General features: G+C 56.8%; 12 protein-coding genes and 1 tRNA gene. 3 read left to right on the top strand and 10 right to left on the bottom strand.

The window, feature by feature from the left end; all coding sequences use genetic code 11:
• Positions 1–9: 9 nt before the first annotated feature.
• The 5 genes from dacB to ACGG9J_RS07105 all read right to left on the bottom strand — a co-directional run bounded on the left by dacB (position 10) and on the right by ACGG9J_RS07105 (position 6,795).
• Positions 10–1,461 (bottom strand): D-alanyl-D-alanine carboxypeptidase/D-alanyl-D-alanine endopeptidase, encoded by a 1,452-nt coding sequence (dacB, locus tag ACGG9J_RS07125; protein ID WP_390134877.1) that lies wholly within the window; start codon positions 1,459–1,461, stop codon positions 10–12.
• A gap of 116 nt (positions 1,462–1,577) precedes the next feature.
• On the bottom strand, positions 1,578–3,209 hold the full coding sequence (locus ACGG9J_RS07120) for a hypothetical protein (protein WP_390134875.1): 1,632 nt from the start codon (positions 3,207–3,209) through the stop codon (positions 1,578–1,580).
• Complete coding sequence (locus tag ACGG9J_RS07115; protein WP_390134873.1) at positions 3,206–4,051, bottom strand: ABC transporter ATP-binding protein; 846 nt, start codon at positions 4,049–4,051, stop codon at positions 3,206–3,208. The genes ACGG9J_RS07120 and ACGG9J_RS07115 overlap by 4 nt, the downstream gene beginning before the upstream one ends.
• Before the next feature lie 78 nt (positions 4,052–4,129).
• Entirely contained in the window at positions 4,130–5,356 is a 1,227-nt protein-coding gene (locus tag ACGG9J_RS07110; protein ID WP_390134872.1) for a glycosyltransferase family 2 protein, read from the bottom strand.
• Positions 5,356–6,795: an AI-2E family transporter gene (locus tag ACGG9J_RS07105; protein ID WP_390134870.1), complete on the bottom strand. Its 1,440-nt coding sequence runs from the start codon at positions 6,793–6,795 to the stop codon at positions 5,356–5,358. Before ACGG9J_RS07105 ends, ACGG9J_RS07110 begins: the two co-directional genes overlap by 1 nt.
• A 90-nt stretch (positions 6,796–6,885) precedes the next feature.
• Between ACGG9J_RS07105 and ACGG9J_RS07100 the strand changes: the two genes are divergently transcribed.
• Positions 6,886–7,779: a glycosyltransferase family 2 protein gene (locus ACGG9J_RS07100; RefSeq protein WP_390135342.1), complete on the top strand. Its 894-nt coding sequence runs from the start codon at positions 6,886–6,888 to the stop codon at positions 7,777–7,779.
• Between the two features lie 60 nt (positions 7,780–7,839).
• Positions 7,840–7,911, top strand: a tRNA-Glu gene (locus ACGG9J_RS07095).
• A gap of 127 nt (positions 7,912–8,038) precedes the next feature.
• Here the strand turns inward: ACGG9J_RS07095 and ACGG9J_RS07090 are convergent.
• The gene (locus ACGG9J_RS07090; protein ID WP_390134868.1) at positions 8,039–8,338 is read right to left on the bottom strand and encodes a hypothetical protein; all 300 of its coding nucleotides are present in this window, start codon (positions 8,336–8,338) and stop codon (positions 8,039–8,041) included.
• Positions 8,339–8,629: 291 nt separating this feature from the next.
• On the opposite strand from ACGG9J_RS07090, the gene ACGG9J_RS07085 reads away from it, so the two are divergent.
• On the top strand, positions 8,630–10,654 hold the full coding sequence (locus ACGG9J_RS07085; RefSeq protein WP_390134866.1) for a glycosyl hydrolase 115 family protein: 2,025 nt from the start codon (positions 8,630–8,632) through the stop codon (positions 10,652–10,654).
• Between the two features lie 98 nt (positions 10,655–10,752).
• On the opposite strand, the gene ACGG9J_RS07080 is transcribed toward ACGG9J_RS07085, so the two are convergent.
• The 4 genes from ACGG9J_RS07080 to ACGG9J_RS07065 all read right to left on the bottom strand — a co-directional run bounded on the left by ACGG9J_RS07080 (position 10,753) and on the right by ACGG9J_RS07065 (position 14,878).
• On the bottom strand, positions 10,753–12,060 hold the full coding sequence (locus ACGG9J_RS07080) for an ABC transporter substrate-binding protein (RefSeq protein WP_390134864.1): 1,308 nt from the start codon (positions 12,058–12,060) through the stop codon (positions 10,753–10,755).
• Positions 12,061–12,191: 131 nt separating this feature from the next.
• The gene (locus tag ACGG9J_RS07075; RefSeq protein WP_390134862.1) at positions 12,192–13,238 is read right to left on the bottom strand and encodes a LacI family DNA-binding transcriptional regulator; all 1,047 of its coding nucleotides are present in this window, start codon (positions 13,236–13,238) and stop codon (positions 12,192–12,194) included.
• A gap of 43 nt (positions 13,239–13,281) precedes the next feature.
• Positions 13,282–13,959, bottom strand: a complete 678-nt coding sequence (locus tag ACGG9J_RS07070; protein ID WP_390134860.1) for a DUF624 domain-containing protein — start codon at positions 13,957–13,959, stop codon at positions 13,282–13,284.
• 22 nt (positions 13,960–13,981) lie between these two features.
• Positions 13,982–14,878 (bottom strand): carbohydrate ABC transporter permease, encoded by an 897-nt coding sequence (locus ACGG9J_RS07065; RefSeq protein WP_390134858.1) that lies wholly within the window; start codon positions 14,876–14,878, stop codon positions 13,982–13,984.
• Positions 14,879–14,881 lie beyond the last annotated feature (3 nt).

Below are 14,881 nucleotides of genomic sequence, written 5' to 3'. Positions count from 1 at the left end.
GCTTCCCTCTCAGAGCCGATCCAAGGAACCGACCAGGGTGTCCACAGCATTCCGGGCCGCAGCCACATCCTCGGGATCGTTGACGACTACAGCAAAGACCAGAACGCCGCCGGAGCGTCGAATCACATTGCCTGCCAGTGAAGTCACATGGTCCAGGGTGCCGGTCTTGACCCGGATCAGCCCGTCGGCCTGGTCGTCTATTTTCCGTCTGGCTGCTGTGCCGGTCAGTCCCACCACCGACAGACCCTTGACCAGGGGGGTCAGCCCTTTCTTGGACAGGGCCAGCTGCTGAACGTCCGCCAAGGTGCCCACTTTCAGGGTGGAACCAGGAGTCAGCCCAGAGCAATCGGCCATGCTGAGGCCCGCAGTTTCCACGCCCAGCTTGTTCAGTGTGCTGGTAACGGCTTTCACAGCCCCAGCTGGGCTGTTGGGCATGTCCAAGGCCAGAGCGGCCAGACGGCCGAAAAGCTCAGCCAGACTGTTATCCGAGTTGCGCAACATCAGCGACATGACCTCGCTGAGCCGAGCCGAGCGGACACGGGCCAAAACCCTACCCTGAGCATAATCGATCCGCTCTGGCGCTTGGGCATTATCCACATGTATCCCGGACTGAGCCAAACGGCTGGCAAAGACAGCTGCAGCAGCCCCTGCCGGGTTCTCGACCCTGGGAAGATAGACTCCGCCTGCGTCCGGGTTAGCGTCAGGCTCGGCCCGTCCCTGCCGGGCCTCATCCACGGCCATGGAAACAGGCTCCTGGAAGTAGATTCCATCAGGATTGTTGTCTTCGATGCCCTTAGGCATCCGATCGTCGCCGAAGAGCGTGTCCTGATAGGTCAATGACACGCGGTCGATCCCCTGCTGGCGCAGGGCCTGGGCCGTCCGCTCGGCCAGAGTTTCCAGTCCGGCCCGACCGTTGACGTGCAGAGGATCGTCCTTGCCAGCGCCTAGAAGCATATCGCCATGACCGCGCAGGGCCAGCCTTGCCGACGAGGAAGAAGATGAATTCAGAACCGCCTCAGTATCCAGCTGGGATGACATGTCCAGAACCGAAGCGGCTGCCGCTGCGGTCAAGGTCTTCATGGTGGAGGCTGGCTGGCGTACCTGTTCGGCGTTCTTCTGAGCCAGCACCCGTCCATCAGCCTGCCGCACGACCAGGGAATATGCATTGCCCAGGCCAGGTGTATCGGCGAAAGCATTGACCAGTTGCTGGACCTGGCCGACATCCACTGCGGATCCAGTCCTGTCGGCGGCTGCGGTTGACGACTCGCCCATGATGACCGCAGGGGGGATCGTCGAATGACTGGTCTTAGCCAAGGTCAGAGGACCGGGCACCAGGTCAGCCAGATCCATGCCGGCACAGCCGACAACCAGCATGACAGCTACAAGCGCAGTCAAGGCCACCCGCCAGCGGCGCTTGGTCCGACGACGGCGCGTTATGCGCTGCTGATGTCTGTCACCCAATTGCTCTCTCCCGGACCTGCGCCCGCCGACCGAATTCAAAGGGGGCCCGGCGGCGCTCATGGACTTCGAATCGGTCGGCATCTTCCCACTAGCCTAGTACTCGTCCCGAGACGACTTCAGGACTGCAGGGAAGCATATCGATCCAGAGTCAGCAGAATGGCTGACTGTCGACGATCGAAGACCCGGGATCCTAAAGCGACACCCACGGCAAGCACAATCAAACCGTTCGCCAGTGCGACCGGCGCTGGAAGCCAGAGCGGTAGAATCCCGCCCTTGATCATGGTCGGCAATGCCACCAAGAAGGTGGGCAGCATGATCAGCAGGCTCGCCAGCAATTGCAGTATTGGCAGGAAGCCCTGAGCAACAGCACGCCCCTGCGGCGAAGTGAAGGGCCGGTCCATAGAGGGGACCGGATAGATCAGCAAGGCCGAGAAAATCTGAGCAACTCCCAGCCCAGACAGAAGCAATCCTATGGTCGCAGCCAGCATATCCAGGGAGATTACCAAGTCTCGTCCGCCCTTCATTGCCCCGGAGAGCACCAAAGTCACCAGCCCGAGCAGGAACATGCAGGGCATAGCCACAATCAGATGGCTGCGGACACGGGACAGCCGGTCCTCACGACCCTTCACCCCCGCAGCTATCTCCATGCACAGGGCGAGCCCATCGTAGGCCAAGATGTTGCCCTCGGGAATCTCCAGTATCAGGGCGCCCAAAACCAGTCCCAGCCATATCAGCATGGGCATCTGACGGAAGAGTATTGCGTACAGAACCATCAGCACCAGCAAAAGCGGATAGATAGACAGCTTGCGGGAATCCTGACGCAGATAGATCAGCAGCCGTGCGGTCATTGCATCCACAGCGTTCCGGGACCGGCCCAGCATCCCCAGTCCCTTGGAAGCTGTCGGCCGCTCAGCCCTCGCCCCAGTGTGCAAACGGTCATGGCGCAGACACAGCATGCCGATCATGAAGCAGAGAGCCAGTGTGGCCAGCTCCATAAACAGACGTCCAGCCAGAGCCCACCATGATCCCGAAAGAAGATCCTCAGGCAGACGGACAGCGGCACCCAGCGGCGTCCAAGCGAGCAAATCGGCCACGGATTTCATGGAGTCGGCGTCCACTGCCATGCCGTTCATAATCTCACTGCTCAACAAAGAGGGCAGTATGCACAAAACCATGATCACCATGGTGACCAGCAGATAGAGCCCGGACCGGGTGCGCCGAGAAACCATCAGTGTACCAACCAAGTCCAAAATTGCACGGGACAAGGCCAGCAACACCATGACAGCCATCAGAGCTGCTACCAAAGCCATGATCGAAGCTCCGACACCCATGCGGGCATAGATGGCCGTCAGGGCCAGAAAGCAGACAAGACCGGTCAATCCCGCAGGCCCGGCCAGCCCGGCCAGGTAGAGCCCCAATTGCAACTGACCGTCAGGAATCCCGTAAAGAACGAATCGCGAAGGACTCAGGATCGACCCCTGGCCCAGAAAGGTCAGTTGAATCAGGACCACCCCCAGAGTCAGCCCGACAAGAAACAGGATCAATACAGTCCCCATACGCTGGCGGTCGCCCGGACCGGCGCTGGGCAGCCAGCCCCCTAGTGTCAACGCAGCCTGCCAAGAGGCCAGAAAGATGCCAATGACCATGAGCAGGCTGATGATGGCCCCGACCATCTGCCAGGAGGAGCGCTTGACCGTTCCCCAGGTAATGGACCAACGCATGGCGATGATGGTGGCTGCCGTTCTCATTCCGCCTCCTGGTCTTCCTCGGACCCGGAACCGTTCAGCCAGGCGATCCGACGGGCCCGATGGCGGCCGCCGACGAGATCCAGGAAGCGATCCTCCAGATCCTCCCCTGCTGCGACCTGAGCCACCGTGCCATCAGCCCGAACCAGACCATGATTGATGATGGCTACATGCGTGCACATCCGCTCCACCAGGGCCATGACATGCGAGGAAATGACCACGGTTCCTCCAGTATCGACATACTCGACAAGGATGTCCTTGAGATTGGCGCTGGAGACCGGGTCGACCGATTCGAAAGGCTCATCCAGTACAAGAAGTCTGGGGGAATGAATCATGGCAGTAGCCAGGCAAATCTTCTTGGTCATTCCGGATGAATAATCGCAGACGCGCTTTCCTCCGGCATCGGTCAGGTCAAAAGCCTCCAGCAGGTCCCTGGCCCTGCCCAGCGCCTCCTCGCGCGGCATTCGACGCAGCATGCCCGAGTAGACCAGCAATTGCAGACCGGTCAGCCTGTCGAAGATCTGGTCGCCTTGGGGCATGACGCCTATGATCCGCTTGGCTGTATCCACGTCAGACCATACGTCCCTGCCCAGAATCATGACCTTTCCGGAGTCAGGCGCCAGGAGGCCGGTCACCATGTTCAGCGTGGTGGTCTTTCCCGCGCCGTTGGGGCCGACAATCCCATAGAAGGACCCCCTGGGAATATCCAGAGAGAGGGCATTGACAGCAGGCCGGCCCTGGTAGCACTTGACCAGGGCGCGAATAGAGACCGCTGCCTGTGGATCGGGCGGAGGAGCCACTGCCGTCTGGGCGGTCATGCTGGCTGATCGGGCTTCATCGGACATGGCCTTAAGTCTATCCCATCATTATCTCGCTCCCGGCCACCTCCATAATCTAGTTCGCATGTCGGCGGATGCCCGGTCTCAGTGCCCGGAGTGCTCGATGGGCTTCCATCCAGGATTGGCGAAAATGGCCTGGAAGGAGATGGGCAGGTAACTCAGCATGAAGATGGGGAAGCTCAGACAGTACGCGAAAAGCTCCTTGTTGGAAGCGCCTATCTTGTCCCGCTCGGCCAGCACAGTCAAAGCAGCCAGGCCCATCAGGGCCAGGACACCAAGAACCCCGGCTGCGATGCCATCTACCAGTGCAGTCATCTGGCTGGTCCAGGTCACGAAACCCAGAGCCGGGAAGAGCAGACCGAAGAAACAACGGACCAGGCCTAGGACGGTCAGCGGACAGATGAGAATGGTCAGGTCCACGGCCGAGAAGTCGCGTTCGCGGAAAGCCCGGGTGATCAGAGCGGGCCCATAGTAGCGAAAGACCTGAAGAAAGCCCTTGCTCCAGCGCAACCGCTGCCGCCAGCTCTGCTTGAAGGTGACCGGTTGCTCGTCATAAAGGATTGCTGTGCCGCAATAGCCGATGCGTTCGCCGTGCAGGACCGAATCCATAGTGAACTCCAGGTCTTCGGTCAACAGGTGGAACTTCCAGCCGTTGTTGCGCTCCATGACTTCCCTGGAGAACATGAACCCGGTCCCTCCCACGTGGCAGCTGGACCCGATGACCATCCTTGAGGTGTTGAGGAACCGGGATTCGCGGATAAACCATAGAGCCGAGCCGGAGGAGACCCAGTTGTCAGAGAAGTTGACTGAGTTGCGGTAGCTGGTCAGTATGCGGAAACCGGATTGGAAGGCCTTGTTCATCTCTTCGATGTAGTGACGGTCCAGGAGGTTGTCCGCATCGAAGACAAAGTAGGCATCGTATCGGGAGGCAAGGCCCCGCTCAAGTATCTGGTCCAGCAGAAAGGTCAGAGCGTAGCCCTTGCCCACCTGGTTCGGATCCTGCCTCTCCACCACATGACAGCCAAGGGATCTGGCCAGTTCGGCGGTGTCATCGGTGCAGTTGTCAGCCACCAGCCATATGTCGATCATTGAGGATGGGTAGGTCTGTTCCTTAATGGAGTTAATCAGATGACCGACCACCTGCTCCTCGTTGCGGGCGGAAATAAGGACTGCGAACCGCTTGTCGAAGGGAGCCTCGGGAAAGACCACCGGCTTGGAGACGAAAGAAATGACGATGCAGATGGCCTGGTAGACGATGCCTACCCCGCCCAGCAGCAGCATCAGAACGTCCAGCACTTTAAGCAGGGCCATCAGTGCCACTCCTTGCGGGGGTTGTCCTCCCCCTCGGAGGCCTCGTCCGCGGTTTCTGTGCCTTTGAGCGACCTGTGCCTTACGGGGGCCGAAGCGGACTTGGGTATGGGCACCGTAGCCGACTCGTCCAGGTCCTTGGTCGTCGGCGAAGACGCCGGGTAGAGCTCCCGAGCAATCGTCATGACAGGATCATCCACTCGAACCCTGGCGCTGGTCCCCTTGGCGGACCGGCTGCCGACATGGCTGGCCACCGGCTGGACCACGTGCTCGTTGAAGGCTTCGACACCCTCGACAACCTTGGACTTGCCTACCGGCTTCGGATCCTGCATGAGCGGGGAGTCAATCAGCTCGTAGTGCTTGACCGAGGCCGAGAATATGGCCTGGAAGCTGGCTGCCAGAGGCAGGGCCAGGAAAGCGCCCAAAGCGCCGAAGACCGCCCCCAATGCCAGCACGGAGAGGAAGGCGATGGCCGGGTTGAGGTCCATGGTCCGCTGGGAGATCTTGGGAGCCAGGATCATGTTTTCGATCTGCTGGTAGATGATGATGTAGGCCAGCACGATCACAGCAACCAGCAGCCCGCGGCTCCCCCAGGACACCACTACGGGAATGGCACCTCCTATGTAAGTGCCGATCGTCGGCACGAACTGGGATACCAGCCCGCAGAAGAGGGCCAACGGCAGCCAGTAGGGCACCTTGAGAATGACTAGGAAGACCGACATGCATGCTGCTGAAATGAGCGCCAGTATGGTCCTGCTGAACAGGAAGCTGGATATCTGGTCCTGGGCGATGGTCCAGACGAAGAGGAATCGGCGCTGGCTCCTGGGGGCAAGCCACTGGCACAGGCTGCGGCGCAACTTGGGGCCTGCGGCGGAAATGTAGTAGATGACCAGCAGGACGGTCATGATATTGATGAATGAACCCACCAGGCCCACAGTGGTGTTCAGGGCCTGCCCGGCAAAGTTTGTCACCCAGGAGGTCTGGACGTTCTTGACGATCTCCCCGCCCAGATCCTGCATGGCCGGCAGGTGCCAGGGAGTGCGGCTGGCGATGAATTCCGCCACCTGCTCATAGAGCGCCGGCAGCCCGTTGACCATGCCGATGACCTGCTGGACCAGCAGATTGCCGAACATGCCCATAAGGACAATCACAATGATGATCAGTCCTACCAGGGTGACCGCCGATGCCGCGCCCCGTCTCCAGCCATGCCTGACCAACCTGAGCACCAAGGGCTCCATGGCCAGGGAGACGAATATGGCAATCACCACATCCAGCACAAGGAATTCGATCTTCCACCATGAGGAGTAGGCGAACCAAGCCAGAAAGACGGCTATCGCCACATAGAGAAGGGCGCGGCCGAACCATTCAGGAGGTCGGCGCGGATCCCCCTTGGGCGGGAACACCGTCGCGAAATCAAAGCGCTGCTTTTGCTCGTTGGCCATATGTTCCATTATCCCAAGATGGCTGACATGGCGGGCTATTGAGCGCAGGTTGAGCCGACGGTGTATCCGGGCACACGTATCCTGATGGGTATGTTGACCGTTTCCATAGTCATACCCGCCTGGAATGAGGAAGAACGCATTGAAGACTGCCTCCTGAACGCCACTAGGCAGAGTCAGGCACCCAAAGAGGTGCTGGTAGTCGACAACCACTCCACGGACGCAACGGCCTCCATCGTCCAGCACTTCATCGACCAGAACCCCGACCAACATGTCAGACTCCTGCATCAGGACAGCGAACAGGGGCTGATTCCCACCCGCAATTATGGACTTGACCGGGCAACTGGCGACGTGCTGGGCCGAATCGATGCCGACTGCATGCTTCGGCCCAACTGGGTCGAGGTGGTATCCGGCATCTTCACACGGGATCCGGAGGCCATGGGCGCCACTGGTCCAGTGGCCTACTATGACATGCCAGGAAAACGTATCGGGCTCAAGGGGGACAACACCATCCGCCGGGCCATCTACCGGGCCGATGACGGGCAATACCTGCTCTATGGATCCAACATGGCCCTGCGAGCCACGGCTTGGCAGGCCATACGCAACCAGGTCTGCAGGGACAAGGAAGACATCATGCACGAGGATGTCGATATCTCTCTGCACTTGATCGATCAAGGTTTCAAGACGGTCTACTGCAAGGACATGAACGTGGGCATCAGCGCCCGCCGGATGGACACCTCCTTCACATCCTTCCGTCACTACATGCAGCGGTTCAAGAACACTTTCGACGCCCACCCGCAGCACACCAGAGAGCAGAAGCCTGAGCACACCCTCTATGCCATCTACCCCATCCTGCGAGCCTTCTACCCCGTGTACCAGAAATACCTGGAATCCGCCGACATCAACCCTGCTGAACGCGTCTGGATCCAGGAGCAGATGGAGCTCTTCCACCAGCGCGACCAGGAGCTGGACCAGGAGGATCACTGACCAGCAGACGGCACACCAGGCTTGCCTGGTCCATAGGGGGCGGGTATCATGGGCACGTTCGCCCCCGTCGTCTAACGGTTAGGACACCAGACTTTCAATCTGACAGCGAGAGTTCGACTCTCTCCGGGGGTACAAGACAAAGGGTTGGAAAATGGCGGAATACCGCCACCCAGCAGGTGCAAACAGAATTCAGCGCAAAACCTACATCGGGCTGTTTAGGGCTACTTCGAGCTAAAATAGTACACGCTACAGTACACACCTATGAGATTGAGACACGCATGTGCAGCCAGAAGCTCTTAAGCAGGAACTGTTCATAAAAACCAAAAAAGACTATTCTTAATACGGCGGCGCACAACGGGATAACGTCCAGCAGGATAGCAGCGAGATTTGCAGTAAATACAAATGAATGCTGCCCACCCGCAAGATCCGCCAATGCATATCCTCGCATAGTCGCTCCGGCAGGGACAGAACCGTAGATAAGTGCACCAGCTGGTTGCATCACTGACAATGATTGGCAAAGGGCCAAAGTCTGTTTTGCTGAGAATAAGGAAACGCGCATCACTCAAACCTGCAGACTGCAGCAAATCATAAAAAGGGCGTCGGGACGACGCATGCATGCAATCATCACGGCAGAGGAGCCGTTATTGCTAAAAGTATTGATATTGCCCCGACAGACCATCTCAATTGAGCCCAACCATGGTCTTCCGAGCTTCAGCAGTCACTGCACGCGAAGACATGAAGCATATGGAAAATACTGTAATAATTTCGGTAAATTTCATTTAATTTCAGCATCTCTTGTTAAGCTATGAATTGTCCATGATTCCCGGGATACAGGCACAACGGAGGCAGTATGCCCATCTCAATATCGTCGAGCACGTCCATACTTCAGCAAGACCAACAGAGCAAAAGCATCCCTGTAGGTTTCGCTGTCGCCAGCATCCGCCGGGATCTGGCCATGGCCCTCCTGCCAGGGACGACAACAGGAGCATCGATAAGGCTGATTCAAGCTGACTTACCTCCAGAAGGATACAGACTGTATGTAAGCAATGGCTCCCTTTGCATCGAAGCCAATGACGATTTCGGCTTCATATACGGTCTTTATGCATTCAGCCGCAATGTGCTGGGCATCCAAGACCTCTGGTTCTGGAACGATCAGCACCTGAAACCGGTGGACTCCATCGCACTGTCCGATGACTTCACTCTGGAGTCCACGCCGTCGGTCGTACGCTATCGCGGCCTCTTCATCAACGACGAGGTGCTGCTGGAACATTGGAAAGTTGACAACGATTCCGAACTCCCCTGGCAGCTGGCTTTTGAGACCATCTACCGATTGGGGGGCAACATGGTGATCCCCGGATCCGGACAACGTGGCGAACCGCACCTGGACTTGGCCCAACAGATGGGTCTATACATCAACCAGCATCACGTATGCCCTCTGGGCGCCCGCATGTTTTCTTCAGCATACCCGGACACGCCACCACGCTGGCCAGAAGAGCGCGAGCGCTTCGAACACCTGTGGCGGCAGGCCATTCATGACCAGACCGGCCAACGCACCATTTGGACCCTGGGTTTCCGCGGCCAAGGAGACACGCCTTTCTGGCAGTCTGATCCGCGACACACTTCCGACACAGATAGAGGGAAAGTCCTTAGCGAAGTAATAGACATTCAATACAGGATGGTGCAAAAAGCTGTGCCAGGCGCACCCTGTGTGGTCTACCTCTATGGGGAGATGATGGAGCTCTATCGTAAAGGCGTGCTCACCCTACCCCCGCAGGTGACCAAGATATGGTCCGACAACGGCTATGGACGCATGGTCTCTCGCAGACAATGGAACTCAGATCCTCGCATTCCTTCCATGCCTGACAGCCACGGCAACAACGGAATCTACTTCCATACAAGCTTCTATGATCTCCAGGCGGCCAACCACATTACAGCCAGCACCAACCAGCCTTCAGCGGTCATTGCTGAGCTGGAGCATGTTCTGCAATCCGGGGGTGACCAAGTCTGGATCATCAATGCTTCCAACATCAAGCCCCACGTCTACATGATTGCCTTGATAGCGGCCATGTGGCGACGGGGCAGCATCAATCCCAAGGTGGAGACTCAGCGCTATCTGACCGCCTACTACCACTGCAGAGACACCGAATCCTTGGAAAACCTGCTGAACGGCTACTGGAGATCAGCCATATGCTTCGGCCCCTGCTGGGATCAGCATGCAGGCGAGCAATACTATAACTATCAGTCCCGGATTCTGATTACCGGATTCCTGCATGACCGCCATGCTCCCTGCCCGCAATTGCGCTGGCTGACCGATGCCGACAACCTGAGCGATCAAATCGACTTGATCCGTTCCCAGGTAGGCCCGGCAGCCAGTGCTTATCAGCGTCTCGATCTGCAAGCTCGACAGGCAGCCCTGACCATGGAGCAGTCAGGCAACAATGATGGGGCAAAGCTTCTGAGGGATAGCATCGGTCTTGCTATTAGCATTCACTATCATTGCAGCACGGCCTGTCTTACCGTCTGCGAGTCGTTGCTGGCGGCCATAGAGACAGACTACGCCCGCGCTTTCTACCTGGCGGGGCTGGCACGAGACGAGTTCCGGTCAGCTGACCAGGCTATGCATGAACGCGAGCATGGAACCTGGCAAGGATTCTGGTCCAACGACTGCCTAACAGACGTCAGCGAGTCCGCTCAAGTCTGTTCCCAATTGATGGGCTACTTGCGCTGCATGGGCGATGGGCCATACTTCAATGGCTGGAAGCGTGAATTTACGTACCCCCGCAAAGAGCGCCAGGTCACTGTCATAACCAATATGGAGAAACATGAGGACGACGATCGGATCTTCACCGCCATGAAGGCCTTGCATTTCGACTAGGCAAACGACAAGGCAACGACCTGTCCGACACGGGCTGAGGCTCATGAAAACAAATACGCCGTCGATGGATATGCCCATCGACGGCGTTCGTCGCTTTATCAGCGAGCCAGAGACTCATTGGCCTCGTCGACAAATTGTTTGGCTGCGTCAGCAGCCTTGGTTTTCTTGTAGAGGAGGGACTCCTCCACTTGCGGCAGAGTCTGGGTATTGACCGTGGCGGCAGCAGCAGGGCTTGGCGGATTGATCGTGGAAGATTCGGGAATTACCGTCTCGTTCATAAAGGTCACGACCTTCTTTTCCTCCGGGCTCAACAAGGGAGTTATGGCTTCCAGAGAAGCCTTGGCCACCGGCAGGCCGCGGTCGGTCAGCATGGCCTTGACCGCCTGCTTGTCATTAGTGTAAAAATCAATGTACTTGGCTGCCAATTCAGGATGTTTACAGGTCTTGGCAATGACAAAGAACATGCCTGGCTTGACATAGTTGGCCTTTTTCAGATTTGCCGAAGGCCAGGGCGCAAGCTCCAGGTCTGCATCCTTGTCCGCCTTTTGCAGTGCCGTCAGTTGGGATGTGAATTTCATGGAGACCCAAGAGCGCCGAGAAGGTTCATTGCCGTAGACAAGAGGATCCTGTTCAACCGAACCGGTCTGGATCTCAGTGAAGACGTCAGGACCCAGATGCCACCCCTGATCAATGCCGTCTTGGTAGACCTGGAAGTAGGGCTGGAGATCAGCGGCATTCGCCCCCAGCTTCTTGTCCTTGAAGAGCGTCTTGCCCTGCCCTCTCAACACATACTCCATCAGCTCCGAAGCTTCGTAATACCGGAAGTTGGTCTTATAGCCCGTCTTGTCATGGATGGTTTTGGACATGGTTTTGAATTCATCCACGGTCATCGACTTAGGCATGGTCAGCCCTGCCTGGTCCAGAACCTTCTTGTTATAGATAAGCGCAGGCGAGGAGGAACCCAGGGAAAGGGCGTAGTACTTGCCATCCATTTTTCCTGAATCCAGCACATTCTTGTCGATTCCCTTGGTTCTGATGGTTCCATCTTTCATATATGGGCCCAGGTCCAGAAGCTGGCCGTTCTCCACATATTGCTTCAGATAGGAGTAATCCATAGCGACCACGTCAGGCATCTGCTTACCGGCCACCTGCGTGGACAGCTTTTTCCAATAGTCGTTCCATTCGAAGAAAGAACCCTTTACCTTGACGCCTTTATTGGCTGCCTCGAAGGCCTTGTTGACCTTGGCTTGACGTGCGTTGCGATCCTGATTACCCCACCAGGCCACCGTAAGCTCGCTACCCCCGGCGCTGGAATCGTCTTTCTTGGTTCCACTGCCGCAGGCTGCCAACGACACCAGCGTCGCACCAATCGTGACAACGGCGAGCAACCGTTTCATGTTCTTCATTGAACTACCTTTCTCTTTACCAGTGGAGCGTTAATACCAGCTTTCCACCTATGAAAATAGTAGCAAATGTGACACTGATTACATTAAAATTGCCATTTATTTCAGAAAACAACCACAAATACAGTGAAATTCTATCGGCGAGACTCAGATGAGGGCACTGCCGTGGAATCACGGGTAATCAGCATTTCCGGTATGACCAGCCCTTGGTTTTGATCACCCTGCAAAGTTTCATCCTCTGCTTGGCCCACATGGAGCATATCCAGCAGAATACGCATTGCGGAGCCGCCCAATCGTTCCTGTCGAACGTCTACAGTCGTAAGCCTTGGGCGGACCACTCGCGAGAGCACACTGTTGTCGAAACCAATCAGACTCAGATCCTCAGGAACTCGTACGCCACGTTCCAAAAGGCCGCCCAAGAGCCCCGTGGCCATCAAATCGTTGAAAACCACGATTCCAGTCAGGTCATGTTCCAGCATCACAGCGTCGCAGGCATTGATCCCACCACCGTAGGACGGCTCGAAGGGTCCCAGAATCCTACTCTCTAGTCCGAACTGATCAGCACAACCAAGAAAAGCCTCCCTGCGCTTCGCATTGGTCCATGACCCTTCGGAACCTCCCACATAAGCCACCTTGCGATGCCCCAATGAAGCCATATGCCGCATAGCCTGCACCATACCCTCCTGATCATCGGCACAGGCGGTTACGTACCCCTCCAGCTGGCGGGAGACCAGCACGGTCTTGGCGGGATCGAACCGGGCACGCAGCATGTCAGCCTCAAGCCTAGGGGCTATGACGATCTGCCCGGCAGTGGCAGCAGTCACACGGTCAACAACCTCGTCCGCATCCTCCACATTTAAATCATCGATAATAAGCTGGCATGAATGCTGATGAGCCACGGCGAATAGGCCCTTGAAGAGGTCAGCGAAATAAAAGTTGCCTATATCGGTAACCAGAATGCCGATGCTCTCTGCTCGAACTGCAGAGGATCGCCTCGGCGATCCGCCCGATCGGTAGCCCAAGGTCTGTGCAACAGCCCTGACGCGTTCGCGGGTCTGACTCTTAACCAATCCGCCGTTAAGGGCACGCGATACCGTGGCAGCCGATACACCCGCTTGCTTCGCCACATCATGAATGGTTGGCTCGCCCATTTCCATCACCTCGTCTATCCGATCATCCATGGCGAAAGCTTATCAGCAGGAAACCCCGTGGACAGCTACCGATCTACTCGTTCTTTACCAGTACATAGCGCTTCATAGCAGCCCAGCCAGCCATGTTGCCGACTAATCCCATGAGGACAAAACCGATAACAGGCATCACCGGAACGGTATAAGGAAGACCCAAATAGCACACTGCAAGAATCCCGGCATCAACGAACAGCACCAGGACAGTCATGGGCAGACAGAGCAAAGCCAGTCTTATTGCATTGGCCAATAGTGCGCCTACGCCCAGATCAGTAAAGGCGATCATGGGAAACAGGTAGATTGACGCAGATAAAAGAAGCAAAGCAATTACCAGGCAAAGAGCGCCCAAAATCGGAGCCAGGGGCAGCCCAGACCGGGGATAGAACCATACCCCAAGCATTGCAGCGGCTAGGACTGCAAGCAAGGACCATCCTGCAGGCAGGGATCTCCTCCACTGGTCTGCAAAGGCCTTTCGGAAATGATATAGGGGATAGCAGATACGCCGCTCCAGCATAAGCCCCAGCACCTTGCTCATTGCCGTCAGGGCGCAGGGTATGGTGACCACAGGAAGGCAAGAAACCACAAAAAGCAAATTGATGCCCACCAGGCGACCAGCATGCCACCGGAGAACGCTCAGCAGGAGCATGGGCCCATGAGGATTGTTGTCCGAACGTACACGATGTTTATGATCGCCGTAAAAGAAACCATACAGATTCATAGAGCGCCCACACCCCTTTCACTCATCCCTTGAGGCCCGATGTGCTGACCCCCTCTACCAGGTAGCGCTGGAAGAAGAGGAAAATGAGGATACTGGGCAGGATGGATACGGAGGCCATGGCAAACATGGCTCCATAGTCGGAGCTGGAACTCGGATCCGCGAATAGCTTCAACGCCAGGGAAACCGGGTAGCGTTCGGTATCCGATACGTAGAGCAAGGCCGAAAGAAAGTCATCCCAACGCCACATGAAGGAGAATATGCAGCCAGTGACGACGGCCGGAGTGATCAGCGGGCAAACCACACGGAAGAAGATTCCATAGTAGGAGCATCCATCCAATTTAGCGGCCTCGTCCAAGGAACGTGGAATGCCATCGATGAAGTTCATGATCAGATAGATGAAGAAGCCCTGAATGGCAAAGCAGTAAGGCACTATCAGCGGTAGATAGCTGTCGGTCCAGCCTAGTTTCTGATACCAGAGGTATTGGGGCACCATAAGCACCTGGGCAGGAAGCATCATTGACAGGAGCATGGCCACAAATAATATCCTCCGCCCAGGGAACCGCAACCGGCTAAGCGCATATGCAACAATGGCCGAAGAGGCTATCGTGCCGATGGTGGCCACAATCGAGATGAAGAGAGAGTTGCCGATGTATCGCAGGAAGGATGTTCCGGCAAAACCCTTGAAACCGTTGATGTAATTGTCCAGCGTCCAATGAGACGGGATCAGCTGCCCCGAAGTGGCAAGAACAGAAGCGGTCGGCTTGAAGGAGCTCAGCACCATCCAGACAATGGGATAGATCATGAGCAGGGCACAAAGCATAACCACAATGTGATAGAAGACTCTGCGCAGAGGGATGCCTCTGCGCACTGGGGCCGCAGAATCGTGCCGGCTGTTGGCATCAGCTGTAATGATGGTCATGAT

The sequence above is a fragment of the Bifidobacterium apicola genome, from assembly GCF_042846865.1.
GTDB classification, from domain to species: Bacteria; Actinomycetota; Actinomycetes; order Actinomycetales; family Bifidobacteriaceae; genus Bombiscardovia; species Bombiscardovia apicola.
Note: the sequence above shows the minus strand (reverse complement) of the source record. Positions and strands in the feature narration are given on the sequence as shown.

Coding starts and splice junctions, on each gene's coding strand:
- ACGG9J_RS07075 (WP_390134862.1), bottom strand. CDS start 13,238: ATGGATGATCGGATAGACGAGGTGATGGAAATGGGCGAGCCAACCATT.
- ACGG9J_RS07120 (WP_390134875.1), bottom strand. CDS start 3,209: ATGAGAACGGCAGCCACCATCATCGCCATGCGTTGGTCCATTACCTGG.
- ACGG9J_RS07115 (WP_390134873.1), bottom strand. CDS start 4,051: ATGTCCGATGAAGCCCGATCAGCCAGCATGACCGCCCAGACGGCAGTG.
- ACGG9J_RS07085 (WP_390134866.1), top strand. CDS start 8,630: ATGCCCATCTCAATATCGTCGAGCACGTCCATACTTCAGCAAGACCAA.
- ACGG9J_RS07080 (WP_390134864.1), bottom strand. CDS start 12,060: ATGAAGAACATGAAACGGTTGCTCGCCGTTGTCACGATTGGTGCGACG.
- ACGG9J_RS07090 (WP_390134868.1), bottom strand. CDS start 8,338: ATGCGCGTTTCCTTATTCTCAGCAAAACAGACTTTGGCCCTTTGCCAA.
- ACGG9J_RS07110 (WP_390134872.1), bottom strand. CDS start 5,356: ATGGCCCTGCTTAAAGTGCTGGACGTTCTGATGCTGCTGCTGGGCGGG.
- ACGG9J_RS07065 (WP_390134858.1), bottom strand. CDS start 14,878: ATGACCATCATTACAGCTGATGCCAACAGCCGGCACGATTCTGCGGCC.
- ACGG9J_RS07105 (WP_390134870.1), bottom strand. CDS start 6,795: ATGGCCAACGAGCAAAAGCAGCGCTTTGATTTCGCGACGGTGTTCCCG.
- ACGG9J_RS07100 (WP_390135342.1), top strand. CDS start 6,886: ATGTTGACCGTTTCCATAGTCATACCCGCCTGGAATGAGGAAGAACGC.
- ACGG9J_RS07070 (WP_390134860.1), bottom strand. CDS start 13,959: ATGAATCTGTATGGTTTCTTTTACGGCGATCATAAACATCGTGTACGT.